This window comes from Nigerium massiliense (assembly GCF_000826085.1).
Classification (GTDB): domain Bacteria; phylum Actinomycetota; class Actinomycetes; order Propionibacteriales; family Propionibacteriaceae; genus Propioniciclava; species Propioniciclava massiliense.
In genome coordinates, this window is record NZ_CCYM01000003.1 from 1518493 (window position 1) to 1545441 (window position 26949).

20 protein-coding genes and 2 pseudogenes are annotated in these 26949 nt (G+C 67.2%); 7 read left to right on the plus strand and 15 right to left on the minus strand.

The features are described from left to right. Positions 1-110: 110 nt before the first annotated feature. Together BN1187_RS13505 and BN1187_RS13515 are read right to left on the minus strand one after the other, a co-directional pair. Positions 111-1314: pseudogene (locus BN1187_RS13505) on the minus strand (IS3 family transposase). A 370-nt stretch (positions 1315-1684) separates the two neighbouring features. After that, positions 1685-2623 (minus strand): aldose 1-epimerase family protein, encoded by a 939-nt coding sequence (locus tag BN1187_RS13515; protein WP_052462729.1) that lies wholly within the window; start codon positions 2621-2623, stop codon positions 1685-1687. 166 nt (positions 2624-2789) lie between these two features. Here BN1187_RS13515 and BN1187_RS13520 point away from each other — a divergent pair, with 166 nt between their 5' ends. Next, entirely contained in the window at positions 2790-3881 is a 1092-nt protein-coding gene (locus BN1187_RS13520; RefSeq protein WP_052462803.1) for a LacI family DNA-binding transcriptional regulator, read from the plus strand. Between the two features lie 82 nt (positions 3882-3963). Here BN1187_RS13520 and BN1187_RS13525 read toward each other — a convergent pair whose 3' ends face one another. Genes BN1187_RS13525 through galK form a run of 3 tightly spaced genes read right to left on the minus strand, consistent with a single transcriptional unit; the run spans position 3964 to position 7627 of the window. After that, the gene (locus BN1187_RS13525; protein WP_040162463.1) at positions 3964-5337 is read right to left on the minus strand and encodes a UTP--glucose-1-phosphate uridylyltransferase; all 1374 of its coding nucleotides are present in this window, start codon (positions 5335-5337) and stop codon (positions 3964-3966) included. Then, positions 5334-6410 carry a LacI family DNA-binding transcriptional regulator gene (locus tag BN1187_RS13530; protein WP_082034714.1) on the minus strand — a complete coding sequence of 359 codons (1077 nt, stop codon included), beginning with the start codon at positions 6408-6410 and terminating at the stop codon, positions 5334-5336. Before BN1187_RS13530 ends, BN1187_RS13525 begins: the two co-directional genes overlap by 4 nt. Then, positions 6407-7627 (minus strand): galactokinase, encoded by a 1221-nt coding sequence (gene galK, locus BN1187_RS13535; protein ID WP_040162464.1) that lies wholly within the window; start codon positions 7625-7627, stop codon positions 6407-6409. Before galK ends, BN1187_RS13530 begins: the two co-directional genes overlap by 4 nt. A gap of 193 nt (positions 7628-7820) precedes the next feature. Here galK and BN1187_RS13540 point away from each other — a divergent pair, with 193 nt between their 5' ends. The 4 genes from BN1187_RS13540 (at position 7821) to BN1187_RS13555 (ending at position 15589) form a co-directional block, all read left to right on the plus strand. Further along, positions 7821-10895, plus strand: coding sequence for a glycoside hydrolase family 2 TIM barrel-domain containing protein (locus BN1187_RS13540; protein ID WP_040162465.1), 3075 nt, complete (start codon positions 7821-7823; stop codon positions 10893-10895). Positions 10896-10927: 32 nt separating this feature from the next. Next, positions 10928-12313, plus strand: coding sequence for an MFS transporter (locus BN1187_RS13545; RefSeq protein WP_040162466.1), 1386 nt, complete (start codon positions 10928-10930; stop codon positions 12311-12313). Next, positions 12310-13071, plus strand: a complete 762-nt coding sequence (ppgK, locus tag BN1187_RS13550; protein WP_040162468.1) for a polyphosphate--glucose phosphotransferase — start codon at positions 12310-12312, stop codon at positions 13069-13071. The genes BN1187_RS13545 and ppgK overlap by 4 nt, the downstream gene beginning before the upstream one ends. Positions 13072-14731: 1660 nt before the next feature. After that, positions 14732-15589: a MurR/RpiR family transcriptional regulator gene (locus BN1187_RS13555; protein ID WP_040162470.1), complete on the plus strand. Its 858-nt coding sequence runs from the start codon at positions 14732-14734 to the stop codon at positions 15587-15589. An 80-nt stretch (positions 15590-15669) separates the two neighbouring features. Here the strand turns inward: BN1187_RS13555 and BN1187_RS13560 are convergent, their stop codons facing one another. Next, positions 15670-16989 carry a lyase family protein gene (locus BN1187_RS13560; RefSeq protein ID WP_235750679.1) on the minus strand — a complete coding sequence of 440 codons (1320 nt, stop codon included), beginning with the start codon at positions 16987-16989 and terminating at the stop codon, positions 15670-15672. Between the two features lie 56 nt (positions 16990-17045). Next, the gene (dcuC, locus tag BN1187_RS13565) at positions 17046-18413 is read right to left on the minus strand and encodes a C4-dicarboxylate transporter DcuC (RefSeq protein ID WP_040162473.1); all 1368 of its coding nucleotides are present in this window, start codon (positions 18411-18413) and stop codon (positions 17046-17048) included. 303 nt (positions 18414-18716) lie between these two features. Here dcuC and BN1187_RS13570 point away from each other — a divergent pair, with 303 nt between their 5' ends. Together BN1187_RS13570 and BN1187_RS14120 are read left to right on the plus strand one after the other, a co-directional pair. Further along, positions 18717-20114, plus strand: a complete 1398-nt coding sequence (locus tag BN1187_RS13570; RefSeq protein WP_040162475.1) for an IS30 family transposase — start codon at positions 18717-18719, stop codon at positions 20112-20114. After that, positions 20062-20394: pseudogene (locus BN1187_RS14120) on the plus strand (transposase); the annotation flags it as partial. The gene BN1187_RS13570 and the pseudogene BN1187_RS14120, both read left to right, overlap by 53 nt. On the opposite strand, the gene BN1187_RS13580 reads toward BN1187_RS14120, so the two are convergent. From BN1187_RS13580 to BN1187_RS13615, 8 genes are all read right to left on the minus strand, one after another. Next, a complete protein-coding gene (locus BN1187_RS13580) occupies positions 20388-20825 on the minus strand; it encodes a hypothetical protein (protein WP_218184699.1) in 438 nt (145 codons plus the stop codon). The pseudogene BN1187_RS14120 and the gene BN1187_RS13580 overlap by 7 nt on opposite strands. A 91-nt stretch (positions 20826-20916) precedes the next feature. Continuing rightward, positions 20917-22029, minus strand: a complete 1113-nt coding sequence (locus tag BN1187_RS13585; protein ID WP_040162477.1) for a VanZ family protein — start codon at positions 22027-22029, stop codon at positions 20917-20919. Positions 22030-22062: 33 nt separating this feature from the next. Continuing rightward, the gene (locus BN1187_RS13590) at positions 22063-22473 is read right to left on the minus strand and encodes a hypothetical protein (protein WP_040162479.1); all 411 of its coding nucleotides are present in this window, start codon (positions 22471-22473) and stop codon (positions 22063-22065) included. Between the two features lie 31 nt (positions 22474-22504). Further along, positions 22505-23254, minus strand: a complete 750-nt coding sequence (locus BN1187_RS13595) for an ABC transporter permease (RefSeq protein WP_040162486.1) — start codon at positions 23252-23254, stop codon at positions 22505-22507. 1 nt (position 23255) lies between these two features. Beyond that, positions 23256-23990, minus strand: coding sequence for an ABC transporter permease (locus BN1187_RS13600; protein WP_235750680.1), 735 nt, complete (start codon positions 23988-23990; stop codon positions 23256-23258). Positions 23991-24001: 11 nt separating this feature from the next. Then, positions 24002-24910, minus strand: a complete 909-nt coding sequence (locus BN1187_RS13605; RefSeq protein ID WP_040162491.1) for an ABC transporter ATP-binding protein — start codon at positions 24908-24910, stop codon at positions 24002-24004. Positions 24911-25038: 128 nt separating this feature from the next. Beyond that, a complete protein-coding gene (locus BN1187_RS13610; protein WP_218184665.1) occupies positions 25039-25704 on the minus strand; it encodes a response regulator in 666 nt (221 codons plus the stop codon). Then, the gene (locus BN1187_RS13615) at positions 25704-26930 is read right to left on the minus strand and encodes a sensor histidine kinase (protein ID WP_082034717.1); all 1227 of its coding nucleotides are present in this window, start codon (positions 26928-26930) and stop codon (positions 25704-25706) included. Before BN1187_RS13615 ends, BN1187_RS13610 begins: the two co-directional genes overlap by 1 nt. Between the last annotated feature and the right edge of the window lie 19 nt (positions 26931-26949).

Below are 26949 nucleotides of genomic sequence, written 5' to 3' on the forward strand. Positions count from 1 at the left end.
AGGAACCATGGCTTCAGCCTGCCACCTACCGCCGACAACCCTCCCAGCCAGCCCCTGAGGCCAGCGCGGCCAGATGACCTGCCCCACCGTTTGGGTTCCGCTCTTGGTGGCTAACTCGCGGTCGGGATGGGGTGGTTTTCCGAGCGTAGTTCGAACTCGATGGGGCTGAGGTACCCCAGGGCGGAGTGGCGTCGGCGGCGGTTGTGGAAGATCTCGATGTACTCGAAGATCGCGTTCGCCAGCTCGACACGCGTCTTCCAGGTCTTGCGGTTCAGTAGCTCGATCTGCATTGAGGACCAGAACGATTCCATCATCGCGTTGTCCAGCCCGTCGCCGACGCTGCCGAACGAGGGCTGCAGGCCAGCTTCTCGGATGCCTTGTCCGAAGACCCACGGGGTGAACTGGGCTCCGTGGTCGGCGTGCACGATCCCGTCCGGTGCGGGGCGACGGTTCTGGATCGCCATGTCCAGAGCGTTCACGACCAGGGTCGCATCAGCGCGGGAGTCGATGGACCATCCGACGATCTTGCGGCTGTAGGCGTCCAGGACCGCCACGCAGTACAGCCACCCTTCACGCGTTCGGTGTTGTGTGATGTCGGTGACCCACAGTTCGTTGGGCCGGAGCCGGTGGAACTTACGGTTCACCAGGTCATCGGCGGTCGCCACGCCCCGAAGTCTCTTGATCCGCGTCGGTCCTGGTAGCCCGTACATCCCGGCGCCGCTCATGAGGGAGTAGATGGTGCGGGAGCAGACGGTGACGCCCATGCCGAGGGTGAGTTCGGCGTGAACACGCCGGTAGCCGTAGGTACCGCGGGAGGCGGTATGGACTTCACGGATCAACCCGGTGAGCCACTGTCGGCGTAGCTGCGTGGCCGTGGTGGGGGTGCGTTTGCGCTTGTAGTAGCACTGGGAGCTGACCCCGAGGACGTTGCAGGCGCGTCGGATGGGGATCCCGGTGGCCGCCAACGCATCGATCACCGGGTAGATCCTTTTGGGGCCGGCGGTTCCTCACCGTTGAGGAACTTCGCCGCCGTGCGCACGATCGTGAGCTCCTGCTCGAGTTCACGGATCCGGCGACGCGCCAGGCGCAGTTCCACAGACTCCTGCGACGGGACGCCCGGACGTTCGCCGGAGTCGATGGCGGCCTGACGCATCCACTTCGAGAGGGTCACGGGGTGGATGCCGAGCCGGGGCCCTCACCGCCGTTCTCGGAGGCACTGCGGCGCAGCTCGAAGGCGACATCCTTCGCGGGTTTGCCGGCGCGGACGAGCGCGATCGCGCGGGCCCGGAACTCAGCCGGGTAGGGACGAGGCATGACAGACAGCCTTCCTGTGAAGACCACTGTTAGCCAGAGAAACTGGAACCCAAACGGTGGAGCAGGTCAGGAGCGCGAGTGCGGAGGACTTCCTACTTCCCCACGGCCCCACGGCCCCACGTGCCCACGAGGGCACAGACGACGCTTGCTTCTGAGCTGTGGTTCCAATCGACGAGTTCCGCTGCCCGCCTGGCTAAAGGCGCACGGCCGAGACTGTCCTGGGATGACGATGTGATCGGCTCGTCACGCCAGCCATCCCACCCCGCTTGAGTTCCGCCCCCTGATGCTCCGAGATTGCCACTCACTCCTCCTCATGGTCTTTCACTCCCCTTGGGCAGAGTCTTGCTGATGAATCCCCGTCTCCATGCGGTCAGTTCGGACGCCCCAATGCCAGAGCGAAACTGCACGTGTGGAACGTGCCGGGTTCGAGCACGACTAGTCCGTCGCCGCTGCGGAAGGCGTCGGCCGGGCAGGTCATGGGCTCGGCGGCGAGGCCGCTGCGCAGCCATCGCCCGGGGAGTCCGTCGCCGGTGAAGACCTGCCAGTAGCCGAAGCCCTGCAGCGCCCGGACCTCGGCGACGGACCCGTCAGGCGCGATGAGCCGGATACGTGACGCTCCCTCGGGAGCGGTGAAGCCGTCGTCGAGCCGGGCGTAGCCGACGCGGCGCGCGCTGCTGAAGTCCTTCACTGTGGGCACGGCCTCGTATGCGATCGGAAGGAGTCGCGCGTCCGTGCGGAGCCACCCGGCGGCGTCGATCTCGAGTTCGCAGTCGTCGAGGGCGAATCCGCCCGGGGACAGCCACGGGTGGAACCCGGCTCCGAAGGGTGCGCGCGTGCGTCCGGTGTTCGTCGTGGTCAGGGTGACCGTGAGGGCGTTGGCGGTCAGTTCGTAGCGCATCCGCATCCGCAGGGGGAACGGATAGCCCGGCCGAGGCACGAGGTCCAGGAGGAACTCCGCGGCGGTCGGTGAGGCGAATACGATCGTCCACCGCTCGTGCCGGACGAGTCCGTGGATCGCGTTGTCCCGTTCGGGCTCCGACAACGGCAGGCGGTGATGTTCACCGTCGAAGTCGTAGACACCATCGCCGAGGCGGTTGGGCCACGGCGCGAGGACGGCTCCATGGCAGCCGGGAGCGAGTTCGTCGGCGCCGAATGGCACGATCACGTCACGGTCCCCGACGCTGTAGGTACGCAGGGTCGCGCCGACCTCGGTGACGACCGCCACGGCATCACCGAGGGAAAGACGAACCTGCCGTCCCGACACGACGGAATCCGGCAGCTGGGCCTCGGCGGGGATTAGGCGTGTCATGACTCTCCTTCATGGATGGGCGTCGCCAGGAACGACGACATCGGTTGTCGTGATAGCGAAATCACGTTCGGATGAGTACAGCCCTGATCCTCGTACCAGACACGACGACATGCTCATCCCCTGGTCGGGACGGCGCATGACGAGCTGCGATGATGTCAACGTGACCATGGACACCCCACGCACCGACCCCTCGGAGGACTCGCGCCCCGCCGGACGCGCCCCCCGCCGTGGCGGTATCGGCTGGAGCAGCCGCGCGACCGGGCAGGACGTGGCCGCTCTGGCCGGCGTCTCGCCTCAGACCGTGTCCCGCGTCGCGAACGGCGCCACCAACGTTCGGCCCGAGACGCGCGAACGGGTCCTGGCGGCGATGGAGAAGGTGGGGTACGCCCCGAACGCAGCGGCCCGCAACCTCCGTGCGGGACGCTCGGACCTCATCGGTCTGGTCGTCCACCACCTCACGCGCACCGGTGAGGCGCACGTGGTCGAGGGCGTGACGGCGACCGCCCACGCGCGCGGCTACTCCGTCTCCCTCGCCCTCGCGGCCAGCGGCGCCGCGGCCGACCTCAACGAGGCGATCGCGCGTCTGCAGCAGGTCGTCGCGGGCATCATCGTGGTCGGCATCGACGCCACCGACGTCGACGACCTGCGCCTCCCGCCCCGCCTGCCCACCGTGCTCGCCGACTCGCGGCCGCTGGCGATCCCCGCGGCCGGCCACGACCAGTTCAGCGGTGGCCTCGCGGCGACGGAGCATCTCCTGTCGCTCGGGCACGAGGTGGTGCACCACATCGGTGGACCCGCCGACTCGTCCTCGGCGCAGCTGCGAGCGAGCGGGTGGCGGGCAGCCCTCGACCGTGCAGGACGACCGGCCCCGGAGATCCTGCACGGCGACTGGTCGCCGGAGTCGGGCTACCGGCTCGGGCAGCAACTCGCCGCCGACCCCGGTGTGACCGCCGTCTTCGCCGCGAACGACGAGATGGCGGCGGGCCTGTACCGTGCCCTCTTCGAGGCGGGACTGCGCGTCCCCGACGACGTGTCCGTCGTGGGGTTCGACGACCTGCTCGGCCGGTTCCTGTGGCCCTCGCTGACCAGCGTGCAGCAGGACTTCTCCCACCTCGGCGAGAGCCTCATCGAGTTGCTCATGGAGCAGATCGCCTCTCCCCGCAGGGGTCCGCGCCTGACCGGTCAGCGGGTCCTCCCCTCGACGCTCATGGTCCGCGCGAGCACGGGCCCCGCTCCGGTGGGTGGGCGCCGAGGCTGAGTCGAGTGCGCTCGACTCCCCGCCCCCGGGCCGGCCCGTGACGCGGTGAACGAGTACCACCCGAGCGTCGGCGCGGAGAAGGTCAGTCGCCACCCAACTCGGCCCCGTCCGGGATGCGCAGGGGCGTCGACGTCTCGATGACGGCGTCACCGGCCACGCGCACGCCCCGCCCGAAGGTGACGTCGCCGTCGACGCGCAGGGAACGGGCGTCGCGCAACGACACCGGTGCAGGGACGCGCCGGTCGAAGTCCTCGATGAGCCTGAAGGCGTCCCCGAGCTGGATCGACGGCATGGCCCCCTGCGCCCTGAGCCGGTAGTCCTCGTCGAGCTCGAACAGGTCCGACCGCAGGAGCAGCAGGTCGGCCGTCGTCTTGACCGGCACGAACCGCTCTCGACCGACGCCGATCGCCGTCGCCCCCTCGAAGGCCTCGACCGCCGCACCCATCGCGGTCTCCATCTGGACCACACGGGGAGTGTCCTTGCAGGTGGGGTCGAGCGTCTTCTCGTTGCGGATCAGCGGCAGACCGAGCACGCCGTCACGCTCCTCCATGAGCGACTGCAGTGACGACAGCCGCACCCACAGGTTGTTCGTGTGGAAGTACGGGTGATGGTCGGTGTCGGTGAAGAAGTGCATCTCATCGGCGGTGGTCTGCGCCGTGTCGCGCAGGATGAGGCGGCCGTCACGGCGGCGGATCGCGAGGTGCCCGCCCTTGCGGTCGTTGACGGTACGGCGGCACAGCTCCGCGGCGTACGGCGCGCCCGAGGCAGCGAACCAGCCCGCGATGCGCGCGTCCGGGGCGCCGCCGAGGTTGTCGCCGTTGCCGAGAGCCAGGTACTCGAACCCCTCCGCGAGCAGTCGGGCCACGAGGCCGCTGTCGGTCAGCGCGGTGTAGACGTCGCCGTGCCCCGGCGGGCACCACTCCAGCGAAGGGTCGGCCGGCCAGGTCGCAGGCGTCAGGTCCTCCACCAGCAGCTTCGGTTCGAGGTTCTGCACGAAGCAGATCGGCAGGTCACCGACCGCGACCTCCGGGTACCGCTCGAGGAAGGCGACGGTGTCGTCGTGCGTGCGGAAGGACGTCATGAGCAGGAGCGGCAGGCGGGCGTCGTGGCGTCGCCGCGCGGCGAGCACCTGCCGGACGATGATGTCGAGAAAGGTCAGGCCGTCGCGCACCGTCAGCAGGGTCTTGGCGGCCGACAGGCCCATCGAGGTCCCGAGTCCGCCGTTGAGCTTGAGGATCGCGGTGTGCCGGATCGCCTCCTCCTCGGCCGCCGGGTCGGCGGGGAGCTCCGCGAGCAGGTCGACCTCCTCGAGCGGGGCGATGTCGGCCTCGCGGATGAAGCACTCGGCACCGGATTCGAGCTGAGCGTAGTTGCTCTCGAACACCCGGATGGCACCCGGACCCACGTCGGCGTCGAGCATCTTGCGTCGGGCTGCCTGCAGTCCGTGCTGCGTCATGACTTCCGTCCTTCCCGTGCCGTCACCGGCACGACGGTGGGGGTGCTGCTGGCGCGCACGACGAGCGTGGGCGCGATGAGGCGAGGTTCACGAAGCCCGACGACGCGGTCGTCGGGTGTCGCCACCTGTTCGAGGAGTGCGGCGACGAGGCCCTCCCCGATGGCACGGAAGTCCTGCCGCAGGCTGGTCAGAGGCGGCCAGAGGTACTCGGCGTCGACGTCGTCGAACCCCACGACGGCCACGTCCTCGGGGATACGTCGGCCGGCCTCGTGCAGCGCCCGCAGGACGCCACCGGCCATCTCGTCGTTGGCGACGAAGATCGCCTCCACGCCCGCGTCGGCCGCCAGCTGCCGACCGGCGAGGTACCCGGACTCGGCGCTCCAGTCCCCGTGCAGCGGCGTGGGGATCTCGCGACCCGCCGCGAGCAGCACCTGACACCAGGAGTCGAGGCGTTGACGCGACTGCAGCGACGTCTCGGGTCCCGCGACCAGGTGCACCGTGCGGGCGCCTCCCGCGAGGAGGTGCTCCACGGCGAGGCGAGCCCCCTCGGCCTGATCGCACCCGACGGTCGGGACGGACAGCCCTCGCGAGTCGGCGATGACGACGGGCAGGTTGGCGGGCAGCCGCAGGTGGTTGACCGCGACCGTCTCCAGGCCGAGCACCACCAGCCCGGCGACACCGGCACGGGCTCCGACCATGGCCCGGTTGAGGCTCTCCGCGGATCCGTCGGCCGCGGTCGTGAGCACCACGTCGTAGCCGCGTGCCCGAGCCGTCGAGCAGATCGCGTCGATGATGTGCGCCTCACCGGTGCGGGAGAGCTGAAAAGCGATGAGTCCCAGGTTCGTCGACCGACCGGTCCGCAGGGCCCGGGCTGCGGCGTTGGGTGCGTAGCCGAGCCGCGCCATGGCGTCGAGGACCCGTTCGCGCGTCTCGGGCAGCACGTTGTCGAGTCCGTTGGCCACGCGTGAGACCGTCTGCGGGGAGACCCCGGCCAGAGCGGCCACCTCCTTGGCCGTGGCGCGTCGTCCCCACCCGAGGTCGCCGCGTGGAGCCGAGGTGGACACCTCGCTCACCGGAGACGCCCCCCCGCAGCTGACGCCCGCACCTGGTGGACCTGGGGTTCCGGCAGCCCGCGACGCCGGGCGAGCTCACGGACGCCTTCGGCGATCGCGGCCACCTGGCGCTCCGGCGCCACCACGACGACGCTGCCACCGAACCCGCCGCCGGTCATCCGGGCGCCGGACGCGCCGGCGGCCATGGCCGCCTCGACGACCGTGTCCAGCTCGGCGACGGACACCTCGAAGTCGTCGCGGAGCGACGCGTGCGACTCGACCATCAGACGCCCGGCCGTGGCGATGTCCCCGGCCTCCAGGGCCGTGACGAACTCCTGCACCCGCCAGATCTCCGTGAGCACGTGCCGCGTGCGGGACCGGAGGGTCCCCTCCGGGAGACCGTCGAGGACCGCGTCGAGGTCGACGACCGACGTCGTGTCGGCCACCTCTCGCAGGGACCCCACACCGAGGAGCGACGCCGCCTCCTCGCACGAGGCACGACGGTCGGCGTACTGCCCGTCCCCCAACTGGTGGGAGGCGTGGGTGTCGATCGCGAGGATCGCGTGGCCCTGCTCGTCGAAGGGGAGCTTCACCTGGTGCGCTGCACCGTCCGCACAGTCGAGGAGCAGGGCGTGGGCGTCACCGGCCCGCAGGGAGGCGGCCTGGTCGAGACCGCCCGTCGGGGCGCCGGCGACGAGGTTCTCCGCGCGCGTGCAGAGCGCCGCGAGGCGGGCACGGTCGGCGTCGTCCCCCGAGAACGGTCGGCCCGCGAGTTCGGCCAACCCCAGCGCCATCGAGCACTCCACCGCCGCGGAGGAGGACAACCCTGCTCCGACCGGGACGCACGAGGTGATCGCGGCATCGAAACCACCGACGTCGAGGCCGTCCTCCCGCAGCACCCACGCCGGACCGGCGGCGTAGGCGACCCACCCCTCGACACCGCCGGGGGCGATGTCCTCGATCCGCCCCTCCCAGACCTCGACACCCTCGAAGTCCGAGACGATCCGGATGCGGCCGTCCTCGGCCGGGCTCAGCGCCACGTACGTCTGGTGGGGCAGCGCGATGGGCAGGCACAGCCCGCCGTTGTAGTCGACGTGGTCGCCGATGAGGTTGACGCGACCGGGCGACGCCCACACCCCCGCGGGGTCCGTTCCGAACGTGCGCGTGAACAGCTCCACCGCGGAGCTGATCCCCTCCTGCGGTGTCCAAGCCGTGACCCGCTGACTCGTGGTCGTCACTGACCGTTCCTCTCTCTGGGCACGCCCCGGGGTCGACCGACCCCGAGCGACGACGCGTTAGCGCGAACATCTCACGTCCATGATTGCGCTAACACTGATGTGACGCAACCCCTTGACAGGCGTAAAGGTCGCCAGCATGATCGGGCTCATCGCCAAATAGTTACGCAAACATTCGAGCCATAAAGGAACGCCAATGACGCTGCTTCCGAGCCATCACCGGACCCTGTCCGTCCTCCACGAGAACACGCTCCCGGCGCGGTCCTACTACATCCCCGCCGGTGCCCCGGTGGTCGACGTCGTCACCGCTCGCGAGGAGTCCGACCGCGTGCAGCTGCTGTCCGGGACGTGGCGCATGCGCTACGCCGCCGACGTGCGCGACCTCGACGAGACGTTCGTCACCGAGGCCGGCGAGCTGGACGGCTTCGAGGACACGCCGGTCCCCGGCATCTGGCAGGCCGCCGGCCACGACGCCCACCAGTACACGAACATCCGCTACCCCATCCCGCTGGACCCGCCGCACATCCCCGCCGAGAACCCGTGCGCCGCGTACACCCTCGACTTCGACCACAGCGCGGACGAGAGCCTGCCGAGCCACACCCTGTCGTTCGACGGCGTCGACTCCTGCTTCTACGTGTGGCTCAACGGCGCGTACGTCGGCTACAGCCAGGTGACGCACGCCACGAGCGAGTTCGACGTCACGCCGCACCTGCGCAGTGGACGCAACCACCTGGCCGTCCTCGTCTTCAAGTGGTGCGACGGCACGTACCTGGAGGACCAGGACAAGTTCCGCACCAGCGGCATCATCCGGGACGTCTACCTGCTCTCCCGTCCCGCCGCGGTGCTCTACGACTACTTCACGACCACCCACCTGGAGGCCGACGGCTCGGCCCGGGTCGAGGTCCGAGGCGCCTTCCGCGGTGGCGAGGTGCCCACCACCCTCACGCTCACCGCCCCCGACGGCACGGATGTCGCCACCGCCGCGATGGAGCCCGTCGACGGTCTGGGCGAGTTCACGCACCGCGCCACGCTCACCGTCGCGGAACCGCTGCTGTGGACCGCCGAGACGCCCACCCTCTACCGACTCGTCATCGAGACCCCGGGCGAGGTCGTCACCGACGAGGTCGGCCTCCGTGAGGTGACGATCGAGGACGTCGTGCTCAAGGTCAACGGTCGGCCGGTCACCCTGCGCGGCGTCAACCGTCACGACACCGACCCGGTCACCGGCCCCGTGGTCGACCTCGACCACATGCGCCGTGACCTGATGCTCATGAAGCAGCACAACATCAACGCGGTCCGCAGCGCCCACTACCCCAACGACCCGCGCTTCTACCAGCTCTGCGACCGGTACGGCCTGTTCGTCATGTCCGAGGCCGACAACGAGAGCCACGGCACCCAGCTCCAGCAGCTCGCGGACGAGTCCTGGGACAACGTCGTCGAGCACTGGAACAAGCCCATCGCGGAGAACCCCGACTGGACGGAGTCCATCGTCGACCGCGTCGAACTCTGCGTGCGTCGCGAGAAGAACCGGCCGTCGATCATCTCCTGGTCGGCCGGCAACGAGGGCGCCTACGGGTGCACGTTCGAGACGGCCCTGGCCTGGATGAAGAGCTACGACCCCAGCCGCGTGAGCCAGTACGAGAGCGCCTACTACCGCAGCTCGGACCGCACGTACGACTACTCGCACATCGACCTCTACAGCCGCATGTACCCGGCCCTGGACGAGATCCACGCCTACCTCGACAAGAACCCGGACAAGCCGTTCCTGCTCGTCGAGTACTGCCACGCGATGGGCAACGGCCCCGGCGACTTCGAGGCGTACTGGCAGCTCATCCACGCCGATCCGCGCATGTGCGGCGGGTTCGTGTGGGAGTGGGCGGACCACGCGGTCCAGGCCGGCACCGGCCCCGACGGACGCCCGCGGTTCCTCTACGGCGGCGACTTCGGCGAGAGCATCCACGACGGCAACTTCTGCGTCGACGGTCTCCTCACGCCCGACCGTCGCCCCCACGTCGGGCTGCTGGAGCTCAAGAACGTCCAGCGTCCCGCCCGCGTCGTCTCCTACGACCAGGACACCGGCGCCCTGCGGCTGCGCAACGACCTCGACTTCACCGACCTCGCCGGTCACCTCGACGTCACGTGGGAGCTCGCCCGTGACGGCGTCGTCGTCGACTCGGGCATGCTGGACCTGCCCGGGTCCGTCGCCCCGCACGAGGTGGCCGACCTCACCCTGGACGTCGACGTGCCCGAGAACGGACGCTGCCACCTGCGTCTCCAGTACGGGCTCCACGCCGGCGACGGGCTGCTCGAGGCCGGGCACGACCTGGGCTTCGACGAGATCTCACTCGAGACCCCCGACCCGCGCAACGGCGAGGCGGTCGCCCTCGTCGGTGCTTCCGCCACCGGTGCCGCCCCCTCCGCATCCGAGGACGACCGTCGGATTGTCGTCACCGGCGACGGATTCCGATACGCGTTCTCGGTCGACACTGGCCTGCCGGAGTCGCTGGAGGTCGGCGGGCGAGACCTGCTGTCCCGTCCCACCGAGGTCAACGTGTGGCGAGCCCCCACGGACAACGACATGTACGTCGCCCCCGCGTGGCGCCGCGCGCACTACGACGCAGCGGCCGCCCGCGCCTACTCGCACGAGATCCCGCCGAACGACGGAACCGCTCGCGTCGATCTGACCTTCGACATGGCGGTCGTCGCCCCCACTGTGCAGCCCATCCTGCGGATGCGGACCCGGTGGTCCGTCGACGCGCTCGGGCGGCTGCACATGTCCATGGACGCCCGGCGCACCCCCGGCTTCCCGGCGCTGCCGCGGCTCGGCCTGCGTCTCTTCCTCGACGCGGCGTTCGACCAGGTCACCTACACCGGCATGGGCCCCCACGAGAACTACTCCGACAAGCACCAATCTGCCTGGCACGGACGGTTCGTCGACGACGTGCGCGGTCTCTTCACCGACTACATCCGGCCGCAGGAGAACGGCAGCCGTCACGACTGCGACCTCGTGACCCTCTCCGATGGCCACACCGAGCTCAACGTCGTGGCGGCCACGCCGTTCTCGTTCAACGCCTCCCGCTACACGCAGGAGGAGCTCACCGCCACCACGCACGACGTGGACCTGGCTGAGAGCGACGACGTCGTCCTGTGCATCGACCACGCCCACGCCGGCGTCGGCTCGAACAGCTGCGGCCCCGTCCTCGACCCGGCCCACCGCGTCGACGCCGAGTCCTACCTCCTGGACTTCACCTTCATCCCCACCACCCACTGACCGCGACAGCGGCACCCCGAGAGGCAAGCGTCATGACCGTGACAGCGGCACCCCAGAAGACCTACCTGAACTGGGGAAACAAGATCGGCTACGGATCGGGCGACGTCGCAGGAAACGTCGTCTACGCGTTCCTGTCTGCCTTCCTGATGATCTATCTGACGGATCAGATGGGGCTCAACGCGGGCGTCATCGGCACGCTGATGATGATCGCCCAGATGTTCAACGGCGTCACCGACATCGCGTTCGGCGCCCTGCTGGACCGCACGCGCAGCCGGATGGGCAAGGCACGCCCGTGGATGCTGTGGGGTTACGTCGGCTGCGCCGTCACCCTCGTGGCGAGCTTCGCCATCCCCGCGTCCCTCTCCGAGACGATGCAGTACGTCTGGTTCTTCATCGCCTATTCGCTGCTCAACTCGGTGTTCTTCACGGCCAACAACATCGCCTACGGCGCGCTCACCGCGCTCATCACGAAGAACGCCGCCGAGCGCGTTCAGATGGGCTCGATCCGGTTCATGTTCGCCTTCACCACGAGCATGCTCATCCAGACCTTCACAGTGAGGGGCGTCCAAGCCCTCGGTGGTGGCGCCGAAGGGTGGCGCTGGATCGCGATCATCTACGCGATCATCGGCCTCGTCGTAAACACGATCTCGGTCTTCTCCGTCAAGGAGCTCTCCGCGGAGGAGCTCGCCGAAGGCATCGACGAGAAGGCTGCGGCTGCAGCCAACTACACCTTCAAGGAAGGCGCCCGCATCCTGCTGGGCAACAAGTACTACATGGAGATCCTGCTCATCTACCTGATCCAGCAGATCTACACGGCCACCATCAACATGGGCATCTACTTCATGACGTGGGTGTTGCTCGACGCGAACCTGCTGGGCGTGTTCTCGTGGGCGATCAACATCCCGATGATCATCGGTCTGCTCTTCACCCCGATCCTCGTTTCCCGATTCGCGGGGATGTACAAGATCAACTCCGTCGGATATGTCATCGCGACGATCGGTCGCCTCGGTGTCGTGGCCGCGGCCTACATGCACAGCATCCCGCTCATGCTGGCCTTCTCAGCCCTCGCCTCCCTGGGTATGAGCCCCCTGCAGGGCACGCTCAACGCCCTCATCGCCGAGGCCTCGGACTACTCGTTCCTCCGCAGCGGAAAGCGCATCGACGGGATGATGTTCTCCTGCACCACTCTCGGCGTGAAGATCGGTGGCGGCATCGGCACGGCCCTCGCCGGATGGCTCCTCGCGGCCGGCGGTTACGACGGCAGCGCCGCGACGCAGTCGCCTGCGGCGATCACCATGCTGTACCTGATGTACCTGTGGATCCCCGCGGTCGCGAGTGCTCTCATCTGGCTCATCCTCACTCGGTTGAACGTCGAGCAGGCGAACCGCAAGCTCCGCGCGCAGCTCATCGCGGCATGATCACCCTCGGCATCGACGTCGGCGGCAGCGGCGTCAAGGGCGCTCCGGTCGACCTGTCCACCGGAGAGTTGACTTCCCCCACCCTGCTGTTCCCGACCCCGCGACCCGCCACTCCCGAGGCCGTCACCGAGGCGGTCGTCAAGATCGTCGACGGGTTCGCTGACAGCCACGGCGACGCACCCGTCGGCGTCACCCTCCCCGGTGTCATCCGCGCCGGTGTCATGCGCACGGCCGCCAACCTCGACGAATCCTTCGTCGGATGCGACATCCACGCCCTCGTGGAGGACCGCGTGGGACGTCCTGTCACGGTGCTCAACGACGCAGACGCCGCCGGCATCGGCGAGGAACGGTACGGCGCGGCGCGCGGGGTCGGCGGCACGGTCCTCGTGGTCACTCTCGGAACCGGCATCGGAACGGCACTGCTCGTCGACGGTGTGCTCGTGCCGAACATCGAGTTCGGGCACATGGAGATCGACGGACACGACGCAGAGACCCGAGCCGCCGCGTCTGTGCGCGACCGCGAGCAATTGGGCTGGGTGCAGTACGCCGAGCGGCTCCAGCGCTTCCTCACGGAGATCGAGAAGTTGTTCAACCCGGACCTCATCGTCGTCGGTGGCGGTGTAAGCGCGAACGCCGACCACTTTCTGCCTCTACTGAGGCTCGACGCCCCGATCGTCCCCGCGACCTTGCACAACAAGGCGGGAATCGTCGGTGCTGCCGCCTTTGCCGTTACGGCTGCTCCCGTCGTCAGCAGCTGACCGCTGCAAGCGCACGGAGGGGCTGGCGCCATCCTTTGGGAGGCGCCAGCCCCTCTGCGTAGCCGGAACCTGTTTCTGAGAGCAAACGGCCTCATGACGGGGAGCTGGCTCCGGCGTACGCCAAGGCTCCGGAGTTGCGTCCTGCTGTTCCGGCAAGCTGTATGAAGGCCTCATTCAGAGCCCCACCACGAGGGAGTCAACTGCGCAGCGAAGTCCTTACCCGACACGTGCCCGACAGTCGTTTCCAACCGGTCGGCCATGAACTCCTTCGTGGTCATTCTCCTTCAGAACGGACCGATCGCCACGCAGACTGCCTGGCACCCTCGTCCTCTGCCGTAGGAGTAGTCCCTTCGCCACCACGTGAGAAGAGGTAGTCACCACAGGACTACCCGAATGGCTCGCCAGCGTCACTCCGGATTCTACGGTCGAGTGACAAGACCAGGCGAGCGCCCGCCTCGCTCCTCCAACCGCGCCCAGGGACTGCTGAAGGTTCGGTTTTGCCGGGTGTAGCGCCAGCAATGAGGCGTCGCCGGCTCCGGTGGCGCAGCAGGTGAGCGCTGACGTGACACCGTCTGAGACGCCCACCTCCACCCCTGCTGCGACGCCGACCGTGAGCGAAACCCGGCCCCGGTTGAGGCGTCGAGCGGGCCCGCACCGCCCCTGAAACGCAAGCCGCGGCGGTAGAGCAGTCCGCAGCTCGGGTTGGGCAGCCGGCCGTCACGGTTGAGCAGCCGCAGGATGCTGCCCCGGCAGCGCAGCAGCCGGCAGCGCCGCAGTATCAGGCGCCGGTGCCGCAGCAGCCTCAACATCAGGCACCCGTTCAGCCGGCACCCCAGTCGCAGCATCAGGCGCCGGTTCAGCAGCCCGTTCAGCCGGCGCCGCAGCCGCAGTACACGCAGCCCGTGCAGGCGCCCGCACCGGTCCCGGCCGTTCCTGGATCGCACTGGACGACCGTGCCCGGCTCGGGTGATCGCTGCAAGTACGGCAGTAGCCAAGCGACTGAGTGTCACTAGCCCGTAGGGATGAGCGACGGCCCCAGACTGTGCCAGTCCGGGGCCGGTTCGTCTGCGTGACGTGATCAGTGCTGAACCCGGACCAGTTTCAGGGCTAGAGGTTTCATTGCGGCGGGAATGCCGGCGGCGGCCAGCCCGGGGTGCGCGCGTGATCCGCGGAAGAGGGCTGTTTGCCTCTGCGGTCAGCCACCGCCTGCGAACACGACGCCGAGACCCCGAAAGCCGCAGCCCCTGCCCAGTACTGGCAGCCGGCTCACGCTACCGCGCGACGCGAGCGATATCAGCGTGGAACGTCTGAGCAAAGCCTTGGGCCTGATACTGGTTGAATCGCCACGGGATGTCCGGAGGCTCCGAACTTTGGGACGGCTGGGGTTATGCCGGGCAGCGTGAGTAGGCGCTACCCGGCTGAGTTGAGAACACGGGCGGCGCGGATGTTTCACGAGACTCGCCCGGCCCATGGGGGTGGCTGGCCGGCTGTGGTCAAGGTTGCTGAGCTGGTCGGGGTTTCGACCCCAGAGACTGTGCGCCGGTGGGGCCGTCAGGCCGAGATCGATGAGACATCTCCCGGATCAGACGCTAAGGTTCCAGGGCTAGCGGCGAGACAGCGACGATGTCCGACTCGAGCGGCGAACCGAGGGAGGCCACGGATGGACGACAGCTTGTTCGGACGGATCTCCTCCCTGGCCGAGCAAACCCCTGCCGATCGCAAACTTGCTGCGTATATGGAGGGGTCGTTTCCTGACGTCGCGCTCGAGAATCTGGCCACCATTGCGGAGGCGAATCAACTCAGTGCCGCTTCCGTCACCCGGTTCGTGCGCAAGCTTGGCTATACCGATTTCAAGGACTTTTCCGCAGCTGTGAGGCGAGAGGTCGCCGCAAATTATGATCGACCGTTGCAGCGGGGGATTGAGCCCATCCCGCAGCAGGCTGGGGGCGAGGTTACCCGACATCTGCGTCGCAGCATTGACGATATTGAGCGGACGTTGAGCACGATTTCCTTAGACCAGTTCGCCGATGTCGCCGCGCTGCTTGGTGACGAGAGCAGGCCGCTCTTTCTGGGCTCGACTGCCACGGGACGGAGCCTGGTTCAATACTTTTACCTGCTCTCTTGCTACGTGCGCACTGGGGTACACCTCCTGCCGGGGGCGGATATGATGGCGCACGAGCTCGTCGATCTTTCCTCGGAGTCTGTCCTTTTTGCCACGGCCTTCGACCGGCACCCCAAGGCGCTTGATACGAGCCTCCGTCTCGCACACTCCATCGGCGCCACCACGATATTGCTCACCAATCGCTCCGCCAGTCCGCTCCGGCGTTACTGCGACTACGTCCTGATGGTCTATGCCGACCCAACCCCGCTGTTCAAAAGCCGCGCCACCATGCTGCTGGTCCTCGAGTCCCTCCTTATCGCCATGGAGAGGCAGGCTCCCGCGCGGACGCTGGAACGAACAGAGCGACTGGAACAGATCGTGCAGGAACTGGGGCTCCTCAATCTGCCACGGAAGTAGCACCGCGCAGGGCGACCACCCAGGAGCGCGCCCCGAGCAGGACTATTGGGTCGTGACTGCTATCCGGAATGCGCCTGGCGTCATGACTGGTTCCTCTGGTGCTGTGCGGCGTCGCGCGCAAGCTTTGCCGAAAGCCCGGAGGCCGAGGATGGCTCGGATAAAGCATGAAAATCTACCCCGCTTAGGGGGGCTGCCTCGGGCCGTGTGGCGATAAAGTCCTCCAAAGTGACACCGGATTCCCGATGGACCTGGGCGAATTCTTGGAGCAAGTCATGCGCTACATCGCGCCCGATGATGGGGGCAAGCTCCATCATGATGCTCTCCGTGAGGAGGAGCACCCCCTCCGCATTGAGATTCCGCTGAAGCGCGGCTTCGTCGAAGCGGACCCGGGGCAGCAACTCGAGCATGTGGGCGCAGGACCCTTCCACGGCCACGAAGAGTTGGGGAATCAGGTCGCGTTGTACCTCGGAGAGCCGGTGGTCTCGCTCGAGAGAGGCAGGTGGCTGCATCAAAATCGTGGCCGCCATTCCCGCAGCCAGACGCCCCCCAACCTCAATCTTCATCGTGGCGAACGGGTTGACCTTTTGTGGCATCGTCGACGACCCGGAGCTGTGGCGGTCCGTATCCTCCCGGGCCTCGCCGAAGTCCGTACGCTGCATGTCAAAGAGGTCCTCAGCAAGTTTGGCCAGAGACTGACCCCAGATCGCCACCGTGCACGCCAACTCGCTCATAGTGTCGTTGGACGCATGCCAGGGCTGGTATTCGTAACGAAGGCCTAACGCAGCGGCGAGGTGGTCGGCGACGCGCGGACCCGCCTCACCGAGTGACGCGTAGGTTCCTGCCGCACCTGAGAACTGGATCCGTTCTGTCCGTAAGCGCATTCCGGCGAGGCGTTCCCGGTTGCGCTCAATTTCCGCCAGCCATCGGGCAAAGCGTGTCCCCAGGGTCGTGGGCAAGGCATGCTGCCCGTTCGTGCGGGCGACGGCGGGGGTGGTCGCATAACGCTCGGCAAGGTCAGCGACAGCATCTGCCAAGGCATCCGCTTCGGCGATGAGCAATTCTGTTCCGCCCCGGATTTGGAGCGCGCGGGCGGTGTCTAAAATGTCCTGGGTCGTCGCTCCGTAGTGAATCCATGCCCGGCCTCCTTCTGAGACCTCAGCACGCAGCGCGTCGAGCACTCCGACAAGAGGATTTCCTACCTGCCCCTGTGCCAGCCGTTGCATAAAAGCGTCCGACAAGGCGGCCGCGCCGATTTCATCTGCAGCCTTGTGAGGGATAAGTCCGAGCTCCGCTTCCACCCCGGCAAGGGCGCGTTCCACCTCCACGATAGCTTCGAGAAGCGCCCGCTCATCCCACAGCGCTTCCATGGTGGGCGTGGTGTAGGCCCGTTTGTAGATCATTGAATTCAAGCTACCAACCGGCATGGTTGTCTTTATCTCGTCTCTCGTTTGCGCTTTTACAGCAGGACCAAGCTGCTAATGGTCATGACGACAGCTCCAACAAGCATCGGTAGGGCTGTCCGCCGTACAATATCGAGCGGATTAATCCCGACTCCGGCGGCTACCGCGATCACAGCGCCACTCACCGGCGACATGGAGCGCAGTAACCCGCTAGCGAATTCCATGGGCGTGATGATCGCGGGTGCTGATGCGCCGAGCCCCTTGGCCAGGTCCGGCACAAGCCCCGCGAAAGCAGAGAAAGCACCGACGCCAGAACCGGTGAGGAAGGTCACCAGCCCGACGATCGCCGTAAAGAGCACCGTCATGATCACTGCCCCCGCACCGACCCGCTTGCCCGCATCCACGAGCAGGTCGATGACTCCCGTGGAGGTAAGTCCCTGCGCAAAGATCTGTGCCGCAATGACGAGCGCGACGACGCTTCCGAACATCTTGCCCATGCCCGTGAAAAGAGTGGCGGCCGCATCCGTCGCCTGGCGAAGTGATCGGTGCCGCACCACCTCGCAGAGCATCGCGAGGAGCCATACGGCGACGAAGGCGCCGACGGTCGACAGCTCGATCTGTTTGTTGACAAGCGGGCTGAAAGTGATCAGCAGAGCAATGGGCAGGATTAGGAATAAGCCATACAGCCGTGGGCCGGGGGTCGTCGCTGTATCTGCTGCAACCTCGATCTGCCCGTAGGTTTCCAGACTCCGGCGATCGTAATGCCGTTGAACGAAAAGGTGTGTCAGCGCGATGGCAATGGCGGTCGGGATGGCAACGATGAGCTGGTTATGCACGAAGTACACCACGGGAGAGAGCCCGACCGTCTTTGCGGCTAGGACAGATGTGCCTGACGCCGGTCCCATGGGAAGCGCTGACGCGGTCACGATTACCGCGCCAGCGGCTGCCGGGGTCACTCGAGCCGCCGTGAGCACGGGAACCACCAGCACCAGGAGCAGAATGGCCAGGCCTGCCGCGCTAGGAATGAACATGAAGAGGACGGCACCGAGCAGGTAGGTCGCGACGAGAAGGACGTAGGGATATTTAATCTTCGCAATTGGCGTTGCGACCATCTCCACCAGCGCTCGTGACGCCCCGATCTTATTCATATAGGCGGAGAAACCGCCGGCGGCCATGATGATGAGCCCGACGCCCGTGAGTTGGGACCCAGCCACGCTCTCAAACATGGTGATCACGTCAAGCCACCTGGAGCCGGACGTCTCCTTCTTGCCCAAGATGTCGAACCCAGGCCGCAGCGCGGTCGAGGTGAGCGCGAGCAAGAGACCCACGAGGAGCAGCACAATGGCGGGCTTGTAGCCCTTGATCAAGAAATACCCGGCCGCAACGGTGGCAGCCGCGGCCACACCGGCTAGCACGATGGACATGGAGACCCACTTTCTAGCCCGACCACGTCGCCCTTGACAGTAAACTAACCCTATGGGTGGTCGAGTGTTGCTAGGCTAACACAGTGAATCGTTCCGGGATGCCCGGAGACTCCGAACCTTGGGAAGGTTGGAGTCATGCAAAGCAACACGAGCCGCCGCTCGTTCTGGACGTACTGGGGCAGGCGATCTGGACTCATCAACGCGAAGGTCCCGACCTGATCGGGGCGATGGATCATTCGGGCCGAGGCAGCCAAGGCGGATTCAAGTGGTCGTCGCAACACCTCGTGGTCTGGGAGGTGTTGCATGGTTCGTCGTCACCAGGCTGCCGATCGGGCGGTTCGGCCGAAGCTTCGTTCGCCGGGGCATCCGAAGTTTCAGCGTCATGTCGAGGTGGTGTTCTGGGAGCGGATCGCCGCGGGGCTGTTGCCGGAGCAGGCCAGTGCGGTCGCCGGGGTGGCTCCAGCTGTGGGCGCTCGGTGGTTCCGCAACGCTGGGGGGATGCCGCCGTTCGACATCAAGCACAAGCCCAGCGGGCGCTACCTGTCTTTGGCTGAACGTGAGGAGATCGCCATTGCGAAAGCACAGGGCAAGGGTGTCCGTCAGATCGCTCGAGAGATCGGTCGGGATCCTGGAACGATCTCGCGGGAGTTACGCCGAAATGTTGCCACTCGAGGGCACGTTCACGAGTACCGGGCTTTGGTGGCGCAGTGGAAAGCGGACCTGGCGGCCAAGAGACCCAAGACCGCGAAATTGGTGGCGAATCCGCGACTGCACGCCTACGTGCAGGAGCGTCTGGCCGGGAAGGTCCACCGGCCCGACGGTGTCATCGTCGATGGGCCGACACCACCGCGGTTCACCGGACGGAACAAGCCGCACCGGGCCGATCGGCCGTGGACGTTGGCGTGGAGTCCGGAGCAGATCGCACACCGGCTGCCGTTGGACTTCCCCGATGATGAGTCCATGAGGATCAGCCACGAGGCGATCTACCAGTCGCTCTACATCCAAGGCCGCGGGGCGCTCAAGCGCGAACTCGTGTGGTGCCTACGGACGGGGCGAGCCTTACGCGTCCCGCGGGAACGCTCCCGCCGCAAGGCCTGGGCGCACGTCAGGCCGGACACGCTCATCAGTCAGCGGCCACCCGAGGCCGATGATCGTGCCGTACCCGGGCACTGGGAAGGCGATCTGCTGATCGGCCTGGAAAGGTCGGCCATCGGGACCGTTGTGGAACGCACGACGAGGTACACCAAGCTCGTGCATCTTCCCCGTGAAGCGGGATACCGCCACAAGCAGTCCATCAAGAACGGACCGGCATTGGCAGGATATGGCGCACTGACGATGAAGAATGCTCTGGTAAACACGATGTCCGACCTGCCGCCCGAGTTGGCGCGCTCACTGACGTGGGACCGCGGCAAAGAGATGTCAGCCCACGCGCTATTCAAAGTCGAAACGGGAATCCCCGTCTACTTCGCCGATCCGCACGCCCCCTGGCAGCGCGGCACGAACGAGAACACCAACGGCCTGCTGCGCCAGTACTTCCCCAAGGGCACCGACCTGTCCCGCTGGAGTGGCGACGACCTGGCCGCGGTCGCCCACGCGCTGAACACTCGACCCCGCAAGACACTCGGATGGCGAACCCCCGCCGAGGCCTACAACGAACAGCTACTGTCACTCCAACAAGCAGGTGTTGCAACGACCGGTTGAACCCAGTCAATACGTTTCCCTGGCGTACTCTGACGCGCTGATCACTGCCGGGGTCACCGCATCGGTCGGCTCGGTCGGCGATTCGTATGACAACGCCCTGGCAGAGACCGTCAACGGCTTGTTCAAGGCCGAGCTGATCCACTCCCAGCGGATCTGGGAGTCCACCCAGGCGGTCGAGATCGCCACCATGGGCTGGGTCCACTGGTGGAACACCGAGCGTTTGCACGAAGCGCTCGGCTACCGCACCCCCGCGGAAGTCGAGGCGTCCTACACTCAACCCCACGACGACCGCGCCCGCGCCCGTCTAACCACGGAACGAAACCCAGGGCGCTTCAACAACGCATGCATCCGGTGGAACCGCTCCTGGTATTTCCCCTCGACGCTCAGCGCAACCAGCTCATCCAACCACGGCATCAACATCCCCGCCCGGTCTTCGCCCAGACGAAGGATCTGCGCCGGTTCGGAGTAGACCTGCTCGACCATGCCGGCCGCGTCGAACCTGTCGGTCAGGATCGCGGCATGCTGCCAAAAGAACTGATCCACCACATAGTCGGCATCGAGATAGAGCGTGGTCACCGTAATGTGGCCCTCCGGCTCAGAGCCACAGAGCACGTTCGACCCGAGCAACACCAGGTCGCCGGACGAGACAGGGCGCTCCCCGAATTCGCTGAGCAGGACCGCGCTGCCGTCGCGGACGACGATGAGCTTCACGCAGTCGTACGCGATTGGTGCGAGCGGCCGATGGATTGTACGTGTGCTCGCGGTGATCGGTGCGAATCTTTCGCCGGATGTCTGGGCTCGGTCAGGCCGGTTCATGATCTGCGGATGCGGTCGTGCTGGTGGCGCGTGCGTCGACGAAGCGACATCCCGTGATGAGCCCGCTCAGCCCGCGAGGAGTGACGCATGTGGTGACGGCGGCAGCGAACGCGATCACGGGGACGAGCAGCAGCCAGGGAATTCCGAGGGCCACGAAGATGATGCTGCTGCCCTGTACCGCGATGGCCCGGGCGACGAGTCGCCAGCGTGCCCGGTTGTGAGCGGCCGGCGTGAGATACACGGTGCGTTGCCCGAGAGATGCGCCGGTGCCGATGATCGCGGGGACGAGGACGACGAGGAGGGCGGTCGCTGCGGCTCCGGTGAAGATCCAGCGTTCGAGATCGAGAAGCTGGTCGGCGGTGAGGTCGTGTCCGGTGCCGCCCTGGCCGAGTGCATAGATGGTGGAGGCGATGGTGCCGCCGATGACGACGGCGAGGGCGAGGTACCAGAAGTCGAGCAGCATCCCCAGAAGCCGTCTGCCTCGGCTGACGGGACGTGCCTGCTCGCGCTGGGTCAGGAGGTGAGTCTTCGTGGACAGCAGGCGTGGCGTGAGCCTTTCGATCGCAATGCCGATGGCAGCGCCGGCGGTGTTGGTGAACAGGTCGGTGATGTCGGCGAACCGGTACGAGCAGGGCGCGAGCCCCCAGTTTCCGGTGAGCTGGGTGAGTTCGATGAGCAGCGACGTGGCGAAGGCGGCGATCAGGACGATGCCGCGAGGCAGCTCGAACACGCGGCGCACGATGAGTCCGAACGGGATGAACAGCACCATGTTCAGCGCGAACTCCCACACGACCCAGTCGCTGATCACCGCCGTGAGGCCGCCTGTGCGGGCGACGTCGATGACTTCTCTGGGGAATCGGAGCGGGTCGAGAAGCGGATGGGTGGCGTGCGCGGCGCAGTAGCCGGGTGTGAAGTCGGGAAGCGGGAAGACGGTGAAGGCGACGATCGCGGCGGCGTAGATGAATCCGGCCGTCGTCCATAGCATCCGCAGCGCGTCGAAGCGCCCGTATCGGCGGTACTGCCACACCACCAGGGGCAGGAACAGCACCGCCGACACGGCGAGCCCGACCAGGATCGAGCCGGTCACTTGCGACGTCACGGGCGTGCTCCTTGCAATCCGGGTCGGGCTGGGTCAGGAGCCGAAGACGAGGCTCTTGATGTAGTCGATGACCTCGTGGAGTTCGTCGTAGTCGCGGATGGCGGGGTCGGCGACGATGACGTTCCAGACGGTGGCGACCCCGGCGAGGAGCGCGAAGGCGACGACCGAGAGGATGATCCCGGTGACGGCGAGACCGGTGCCGTGGGTGGCGCCGCGCAGATCCGACCACGCGACGATGATCCCGGCCCCGGCGATGATCGCAGGCAGGAACCCGACGTACGGGATGAGCAGCAGCAGCGGGGCGCTGAACATCGCGCCGGCGGCGAGCACCAGGGAGAGGACGCCTTTGCCGGCGGCGGACTTCGCTGGCGCTCCCGGCGCGGCGGTGTTGTTCTGGTAGACGTGCACCGGCGGGGTGCCCTGCGGAGGATTCTGGTCGGACATGATGTCTCCTTTCACGAGGACGAGCAGGGGGTCAGATGCGGGTGTCACGGCGGTCGAGGGCCATGGTGGTGACCGCCAAGATCAGGACGGTGAGGGTGGCGGTGGCGGCGAGGATCGCGGTGATGTCGCTGCCGGTGATCGTGCCGGTGTCGACGAACGACCCGGTGCCCAGCAGCGCTGCGCGAGTCGCGACGGCGTAGGGCGAGACGAGCGCGGCGTTGCCGAACGCCATGAGGGCGCCGGTGGAGATCCCGGAGGCGACCAGCGCGATCGAGATCGGGGCGGCGAACGAGCGCAGGAACATCGACAGCGCTGACTGGAGCGCCGCTGCCGGGATCGTGGCCAGGATCAGCACTGCGGTGACGGTGAGGTATTCGCCGGGGAGCATGCCAGGCAGCCCGAACGCAACTTTGCCGATCAGGATGACGGCGGCCAGGAGGACGAGCTGCATGAGCGCGGTCAACCCGGCGACGACGGCCGCTTTCGCGGTGACGATGCGAAGGGACGCGACCGGCCCGCTCATGAGGGCGTTCCAGTTGCTGCCGCGGTGCTCGACCCGCCACACCAGGGAGCCGAGGATCGCGATCCCGATCGCGAGGGGGAACAGGCCGTAGAAGCCGACCGATTGCAGCCAGACGGTGTGCCAGCCGTTCTCCGGTGTGCGGCCGTCGGCGAGCTGGGTCGCCACACCGGCGAGGACGAGGACGATCGGCAGGAACACCACGATCGGCCAGGCCAGTGAGCGCTTGAGCTTGATGAGTTCGGCGGACAGGGCGCTCATGTCAGTCCTCCTGACGGTCGAAGCGGACGGTGAGGACGGCGAACACGAGCCCGACGATCACCGCGAGGGCGGCGATGCTCGGATAGGAGATCGGCATGGCCTGGATCTGGTCGCCTTGGTAGCCGGCGGCCTGGGCGAGGGAGTAGTAGCCCCACGGGGTGACGTGCGCAGTGGCGGGCGGCAGCCCCTGGGAGAACACGGCGAGGATGCAGCCGAGCACGCCGACGCCGAGGGCGACGAGCTGATTCTCGACCTTGGCCGACAGCAGGATGTGCAGGGCGAGCACGGCGAGGTTGATCACGAGCATGCACAGCGTGAACCCGGCCCAGTGCCCGAGCGGTGCCGGCGGCAGGATGCCCGCGAGCACTTTCCCGAACACGAGCACGATCAGGCTGGTCACGATCGTGACGGCGGTGACGATGACACCGAGCGCGGCGAACTTGGCCCGGCACAGCCCGCCCGGCGTGATGCCCGACGTGGACTGCAGCAGCCACCCGTTGCCCTGATGTTCGATGTCGGTCTGACGCGACGCGAGCACAGCCAGCAGCAGCGGCGAGATCAACGGAACGCCGAGCGACATGCCCGCCAGCAGGGCGTTCCAGGCCTGCGGACTGTCAGGGTCGAAGTCCGGGCTGGAGACGACGGCGAACAACGACAGCGCCAACACCCCGATGACCATGATCGTCGCGACCAGGCCGACCCTCAGATGCCGCATCTTGGCGAACTCGTTCACCACCGCCCGGGCCGTCACAGTCCACCGCCAGCGGTCAGCGTCATGAACACGTCTTCGAGGGTCTGCTCCTGACGGCGCACTCCGGTGATGCCGAAGCCCTCACCGACGAGCGCCGCGACAACACCGGCGGTCTGCCGATCGTCCAGGCCGGGAACGGCGACCTCACCATCGTCGGTGAGCCGGGCGCTGAACGACTTCAGCGTGACAGCCGCTGCGTGCGGATTCGAGCAGGTGATGCGGACATCGGGATTGGAGGCGACCATCAGCTCCGACCGCGACCCCTGGAAGATCATCCGCCCACCGGAGAGGATGCCGAGCACGTTCGCAGTCTTGTCGATCTCGCCGAGCAGATGACTGGACACCATGACGGTCACCCCGTCGCCGGCGAGACGGCGCAGCAGGGTGCGCATCTCCTCGATCCCGGCCGGATCCAGCCCGTTCGTCGGCTCATCAAGAATCAGCAATTGCGGCTGCCGGGCCAGGGCCATCGCGATCCCGAGGCGCTGCTTCATACCGAGCGAGTAGTTGCGGACCTTCTTGCCCATCTGGTCCTGCAACCGGACCGCGCGGATCGCGTAGTCTACCTGCTGCCGGTTCAGGCCGAGCATCCGCTGCACCAGCCGCATGTTCTCCGCCCCGGTCAGATGCGCATACCCGGGCGGGGCCTCGATCAGCGAGCCGATACCGCCCAGCAGCTTCCGACGGGTGCCGCGGGTCATGGGCTGGCCCATGATCTGCACCTCGCCGCTGGAGGGCTGGATCAGCGAGAGCAGCATCTTCATCGTCGTGGACTTCCCGGCCCCGTTCGGGCCGAGGAACCCGTACACGCTGCCGGTCGGGATGGACAGGTTCAGGTTCTCGACGACGGTGCGCTGCCCGTAACGCTTGGTGAGATTCGAGGTTTCGACGATCGTGGAAGACATGCTTCAACGATCCCGAAATCACGCGCCCGGATCGTCTCGCTCAGGGCATATCTTCCGCGTATCACTTCAGGCATACGCGCCGACGCGTCTCTGACGCCAGCACTACTCGGAGGCAGGCGATGGAGTGGTCAGTGCTCGCCGGCCTCGACCAGCCCGGTCTCGTAGGCGAGCACGACGGCCTGCACCCGGTCGCGCAGCCCGAGCTTGGTGAGGATGCGGCCCACATGCACCTTCACCGTGCCTTCGGCCAGGACGAACTCGGCCGCGATCTCCGCGTTCGACAGGCCCCGCGCCACCAGCGCCAGCACCTCGTGCTCCCGCGGTGTCAGCTCCGCCAACCGCACGCCCGGGTCCGGCCGCTCCGGGGCAGGCCGGGATCGGGTGAAATGGTCGAGTAGACGGCGGGTCGTGCTGGGCGCGACCACCGCATCGCCGGCATGGATGTGCCGGATCGCCGCCGCGACCTCCTCCACCGGGGTGTCCTTCAGCAGGAACCCGGAGGCGCCGGCCTGGAGGGCGTCGTAGGCGTACTCGTCCAGATCGAACGTGGTAAGGATCAGCACCCGCGGTATCTCCGCGCGTTCCCGGATGCGGCGGGTCGCCTCGACCCCGTTCATCCGCGGCATCCGCACATCCATCAGCACCACATCGGCGTCGACCCGGTCGAGCACCTCCAGCGCGGTGTCGCCATCATCGGCCTCGCCGACGATCTCGATCCCGGGCTGGGACTCCAGCACCATCCGCAGCCCCATCCGGATCATCTCCTGGTCATCGACCAGCACCACCCGCACCATCACACGCCTCCGTCATCCCGCGGCAGCACCGCGACGACCTCGAACCCGCCACCGGATCGCGGACCCGCGGACAGGGTGCCGTCATGCGCGGCAACCCGCTCCCGCATCCCGACCAGACCATGCCCACTCGCACCGACCGAGTCAGAGCCGGCGCCGCGGCCGTCATCGGTCACGCGCACCTCGACCTCGTCGGGCCGACAATCAACTCGCACCGTCACAGCGGTGAGATCCGCACCGGCGTGCTTGCGCACATTGGTGAGCGCCTCCTGCACCAGCCGATACACCGTCAGCCCGAGACCCGCAGACACCACCGCCGGCTCGCCGGTCACGGTGAGCTCGACCGGCAGACCGGCCGTGCGCGACTGCGCCACCAACGCATCGAGCTGCGCGATCCCGGGTTGCGGAGCATCCGACCCCGGCTCGTTCTCCCGCAGCACCCCGAGCATGCGCCGCATCTCCGCCAACGCACCCCGACCCGTGTCGCGCACATGCAGCATCGCCGACCGTGCCCGCTCCGGCTCCGAGCCCACCTTCGCCGCCGCGCCGTCGGACATCAGCACCACCACGCTCAGACTGTGCGAGACGATGTCATGGATCTCCCGAGCGATCCTGGCCCGCTCCTCAGCAACAGCGATCCGCGCGTTCGTCTCCCGCTCCCGCTCGGCCTGCTCCGCACGTTCCCGCAGACCGGCGACATGCTCCCGACGGATCCGCACCAGCGTGCCCCAAGTCCACACCCACAGCGTCACCACCACCAGCACCCCGAGCTGGCCGACATCGACCACGTCATCACCGAGATGCGGGATCACCGCGACCAGCAGCCACCCGACCGTCGCCACAGTCCCCGCCAGCGACACCCACCACACGTACCGAGTAGCAGCGTTGTACACCGCGAACAGCAGCATCGCATCAGCGGCCAAGAGCGGAGCCCCCAGCAGCAACTGGACGCAGGCGGCAAGCAGCATCACCCCCAGCACCCAGAGCGGATACCGACGACGCAGCACATACGGACCGCACAGAACCGCCGACACGAGGACCAGTCCGATACCGGCGACGGCGTCATCGACGAAGACTGGGATGATCGGCAGGTTGTAGAGGAACACGCCGACCACAACGAGTAGATCCAGCAGCCACGGCCGAGACACCAGCCACGAGCCGCGACCCGCATGAAGCGTCACGGCAGCGCCGGGAGCCGGCACGGGACGGGCTGGAGCCGAAGCTTTCATGCCATCCAACGTTACCGCC

Bases quoted from the DNA above. Each gene is read 5' to 3' on its own strand.
- BN1187_RS13515 (WP_052462729.1), bottom strand. From the start codon at position 2,623: ATGACACGCCTAATCCCCGCCGAGGCCCAGCTGCCGGATTCCGTCGTG.
- BN1187_RS13520 (WP_052462803.1), top strand. From the start codon at position 2,790: ATGGACACCCCACGCACCGACCCCTCGGAGGACTCGCGCCCCGCCGGA.
- BN1187_RS13525 (WP_040162463.1), bottom strand. From the start codon at position 5,337: ATGACGCAGCACGGACTGCAGGCAGCCCGACGCAAGATGCTCGACGCC.
- BN1187_RS13540 (WP_040162465.1), top strand. From the start codon at position 7,821: ATGACGCTGCTTCCGAGCCATCACCGGACCCTGTCCGTCCTCCACGAG.
- BN1187_RS13545 (WP_040162466.1), top strand. From the start codon at position 10,928: ATGACCGTGACAGCGGCACCCCAGAAGACCTACCTGAACTGGGGAAAC.
- ppgK (WP_040162468.1), top strand. From the start codon at position 12,310: ATGATCACCCTCGGCATCGACGTCGGCGGCAGCGGCGTCAAGGGCGCT.
- BN1187_RS13555 (WP_040162470.1), top strand. From the start codon at position 14,732: ATGGACGACAGCTTGTTCGGACGGATCTCCTCCCTGGCCGAGCAAACC.
- BN1187_RS13560 (WP_235750679.1), bottom strand. From the start codon at position 16,989: ATGATCTACAAACGGGCCTACACCACGCCCACCATGGAAGCGCTGTGG.
- dcuC (WP_040162473.1), bottom strand. From the start codon at position 18,413: ATGTCCATCGTGCTAGCCGGTGTGGCCGCGGCTGCCACCGTTGCGGCC.
- BN1187_RS13570 (WP_040162475.1), top strand. From the start codon at position 18,717: ATGGTTCGTCGTCACCAGGCTGCCGATCGGGCGGTTCGGCCGAAGCTT.
- BN1187_RS13590 (WP_040162479.1), bottom strand. From the start codon at position 22,473: ATGTCCGACCAGAATCCTCCGCAGGGCACCCCGCCGGTGCACGTCTAC.
- BN1187_RS13595 (WP_040162486.1), bottom strand. From the start codon at position 23,254: ATGAGCGCCCTGTCCGCCGAACTCATCAAGCTCAAGCGCTCACTGGCC.
- BN1187_RS13605 (WP_040162491.1), bottom strand. From the start codon at position 24,910: ATGTCTTCCACGATCGTCGAAACCTCGAATCTCACCAAGCGTTACGGG.
- BN1187_RS13610 (WP_218184665.1), bottom strand. From the start codon at position 25,704: ATGGTGCGGGTGGTGCTGGTCGATGACCAGGAGATGATCCGGATGGGG.
- BN1187_RS13615 (WP_082034717.1), bottom strand. From the start codon at position 26,930: ATGAAAGCTTCGGCTCCAGCCCGTCCCGTGCCGGCTCCCGGCGCTGCC.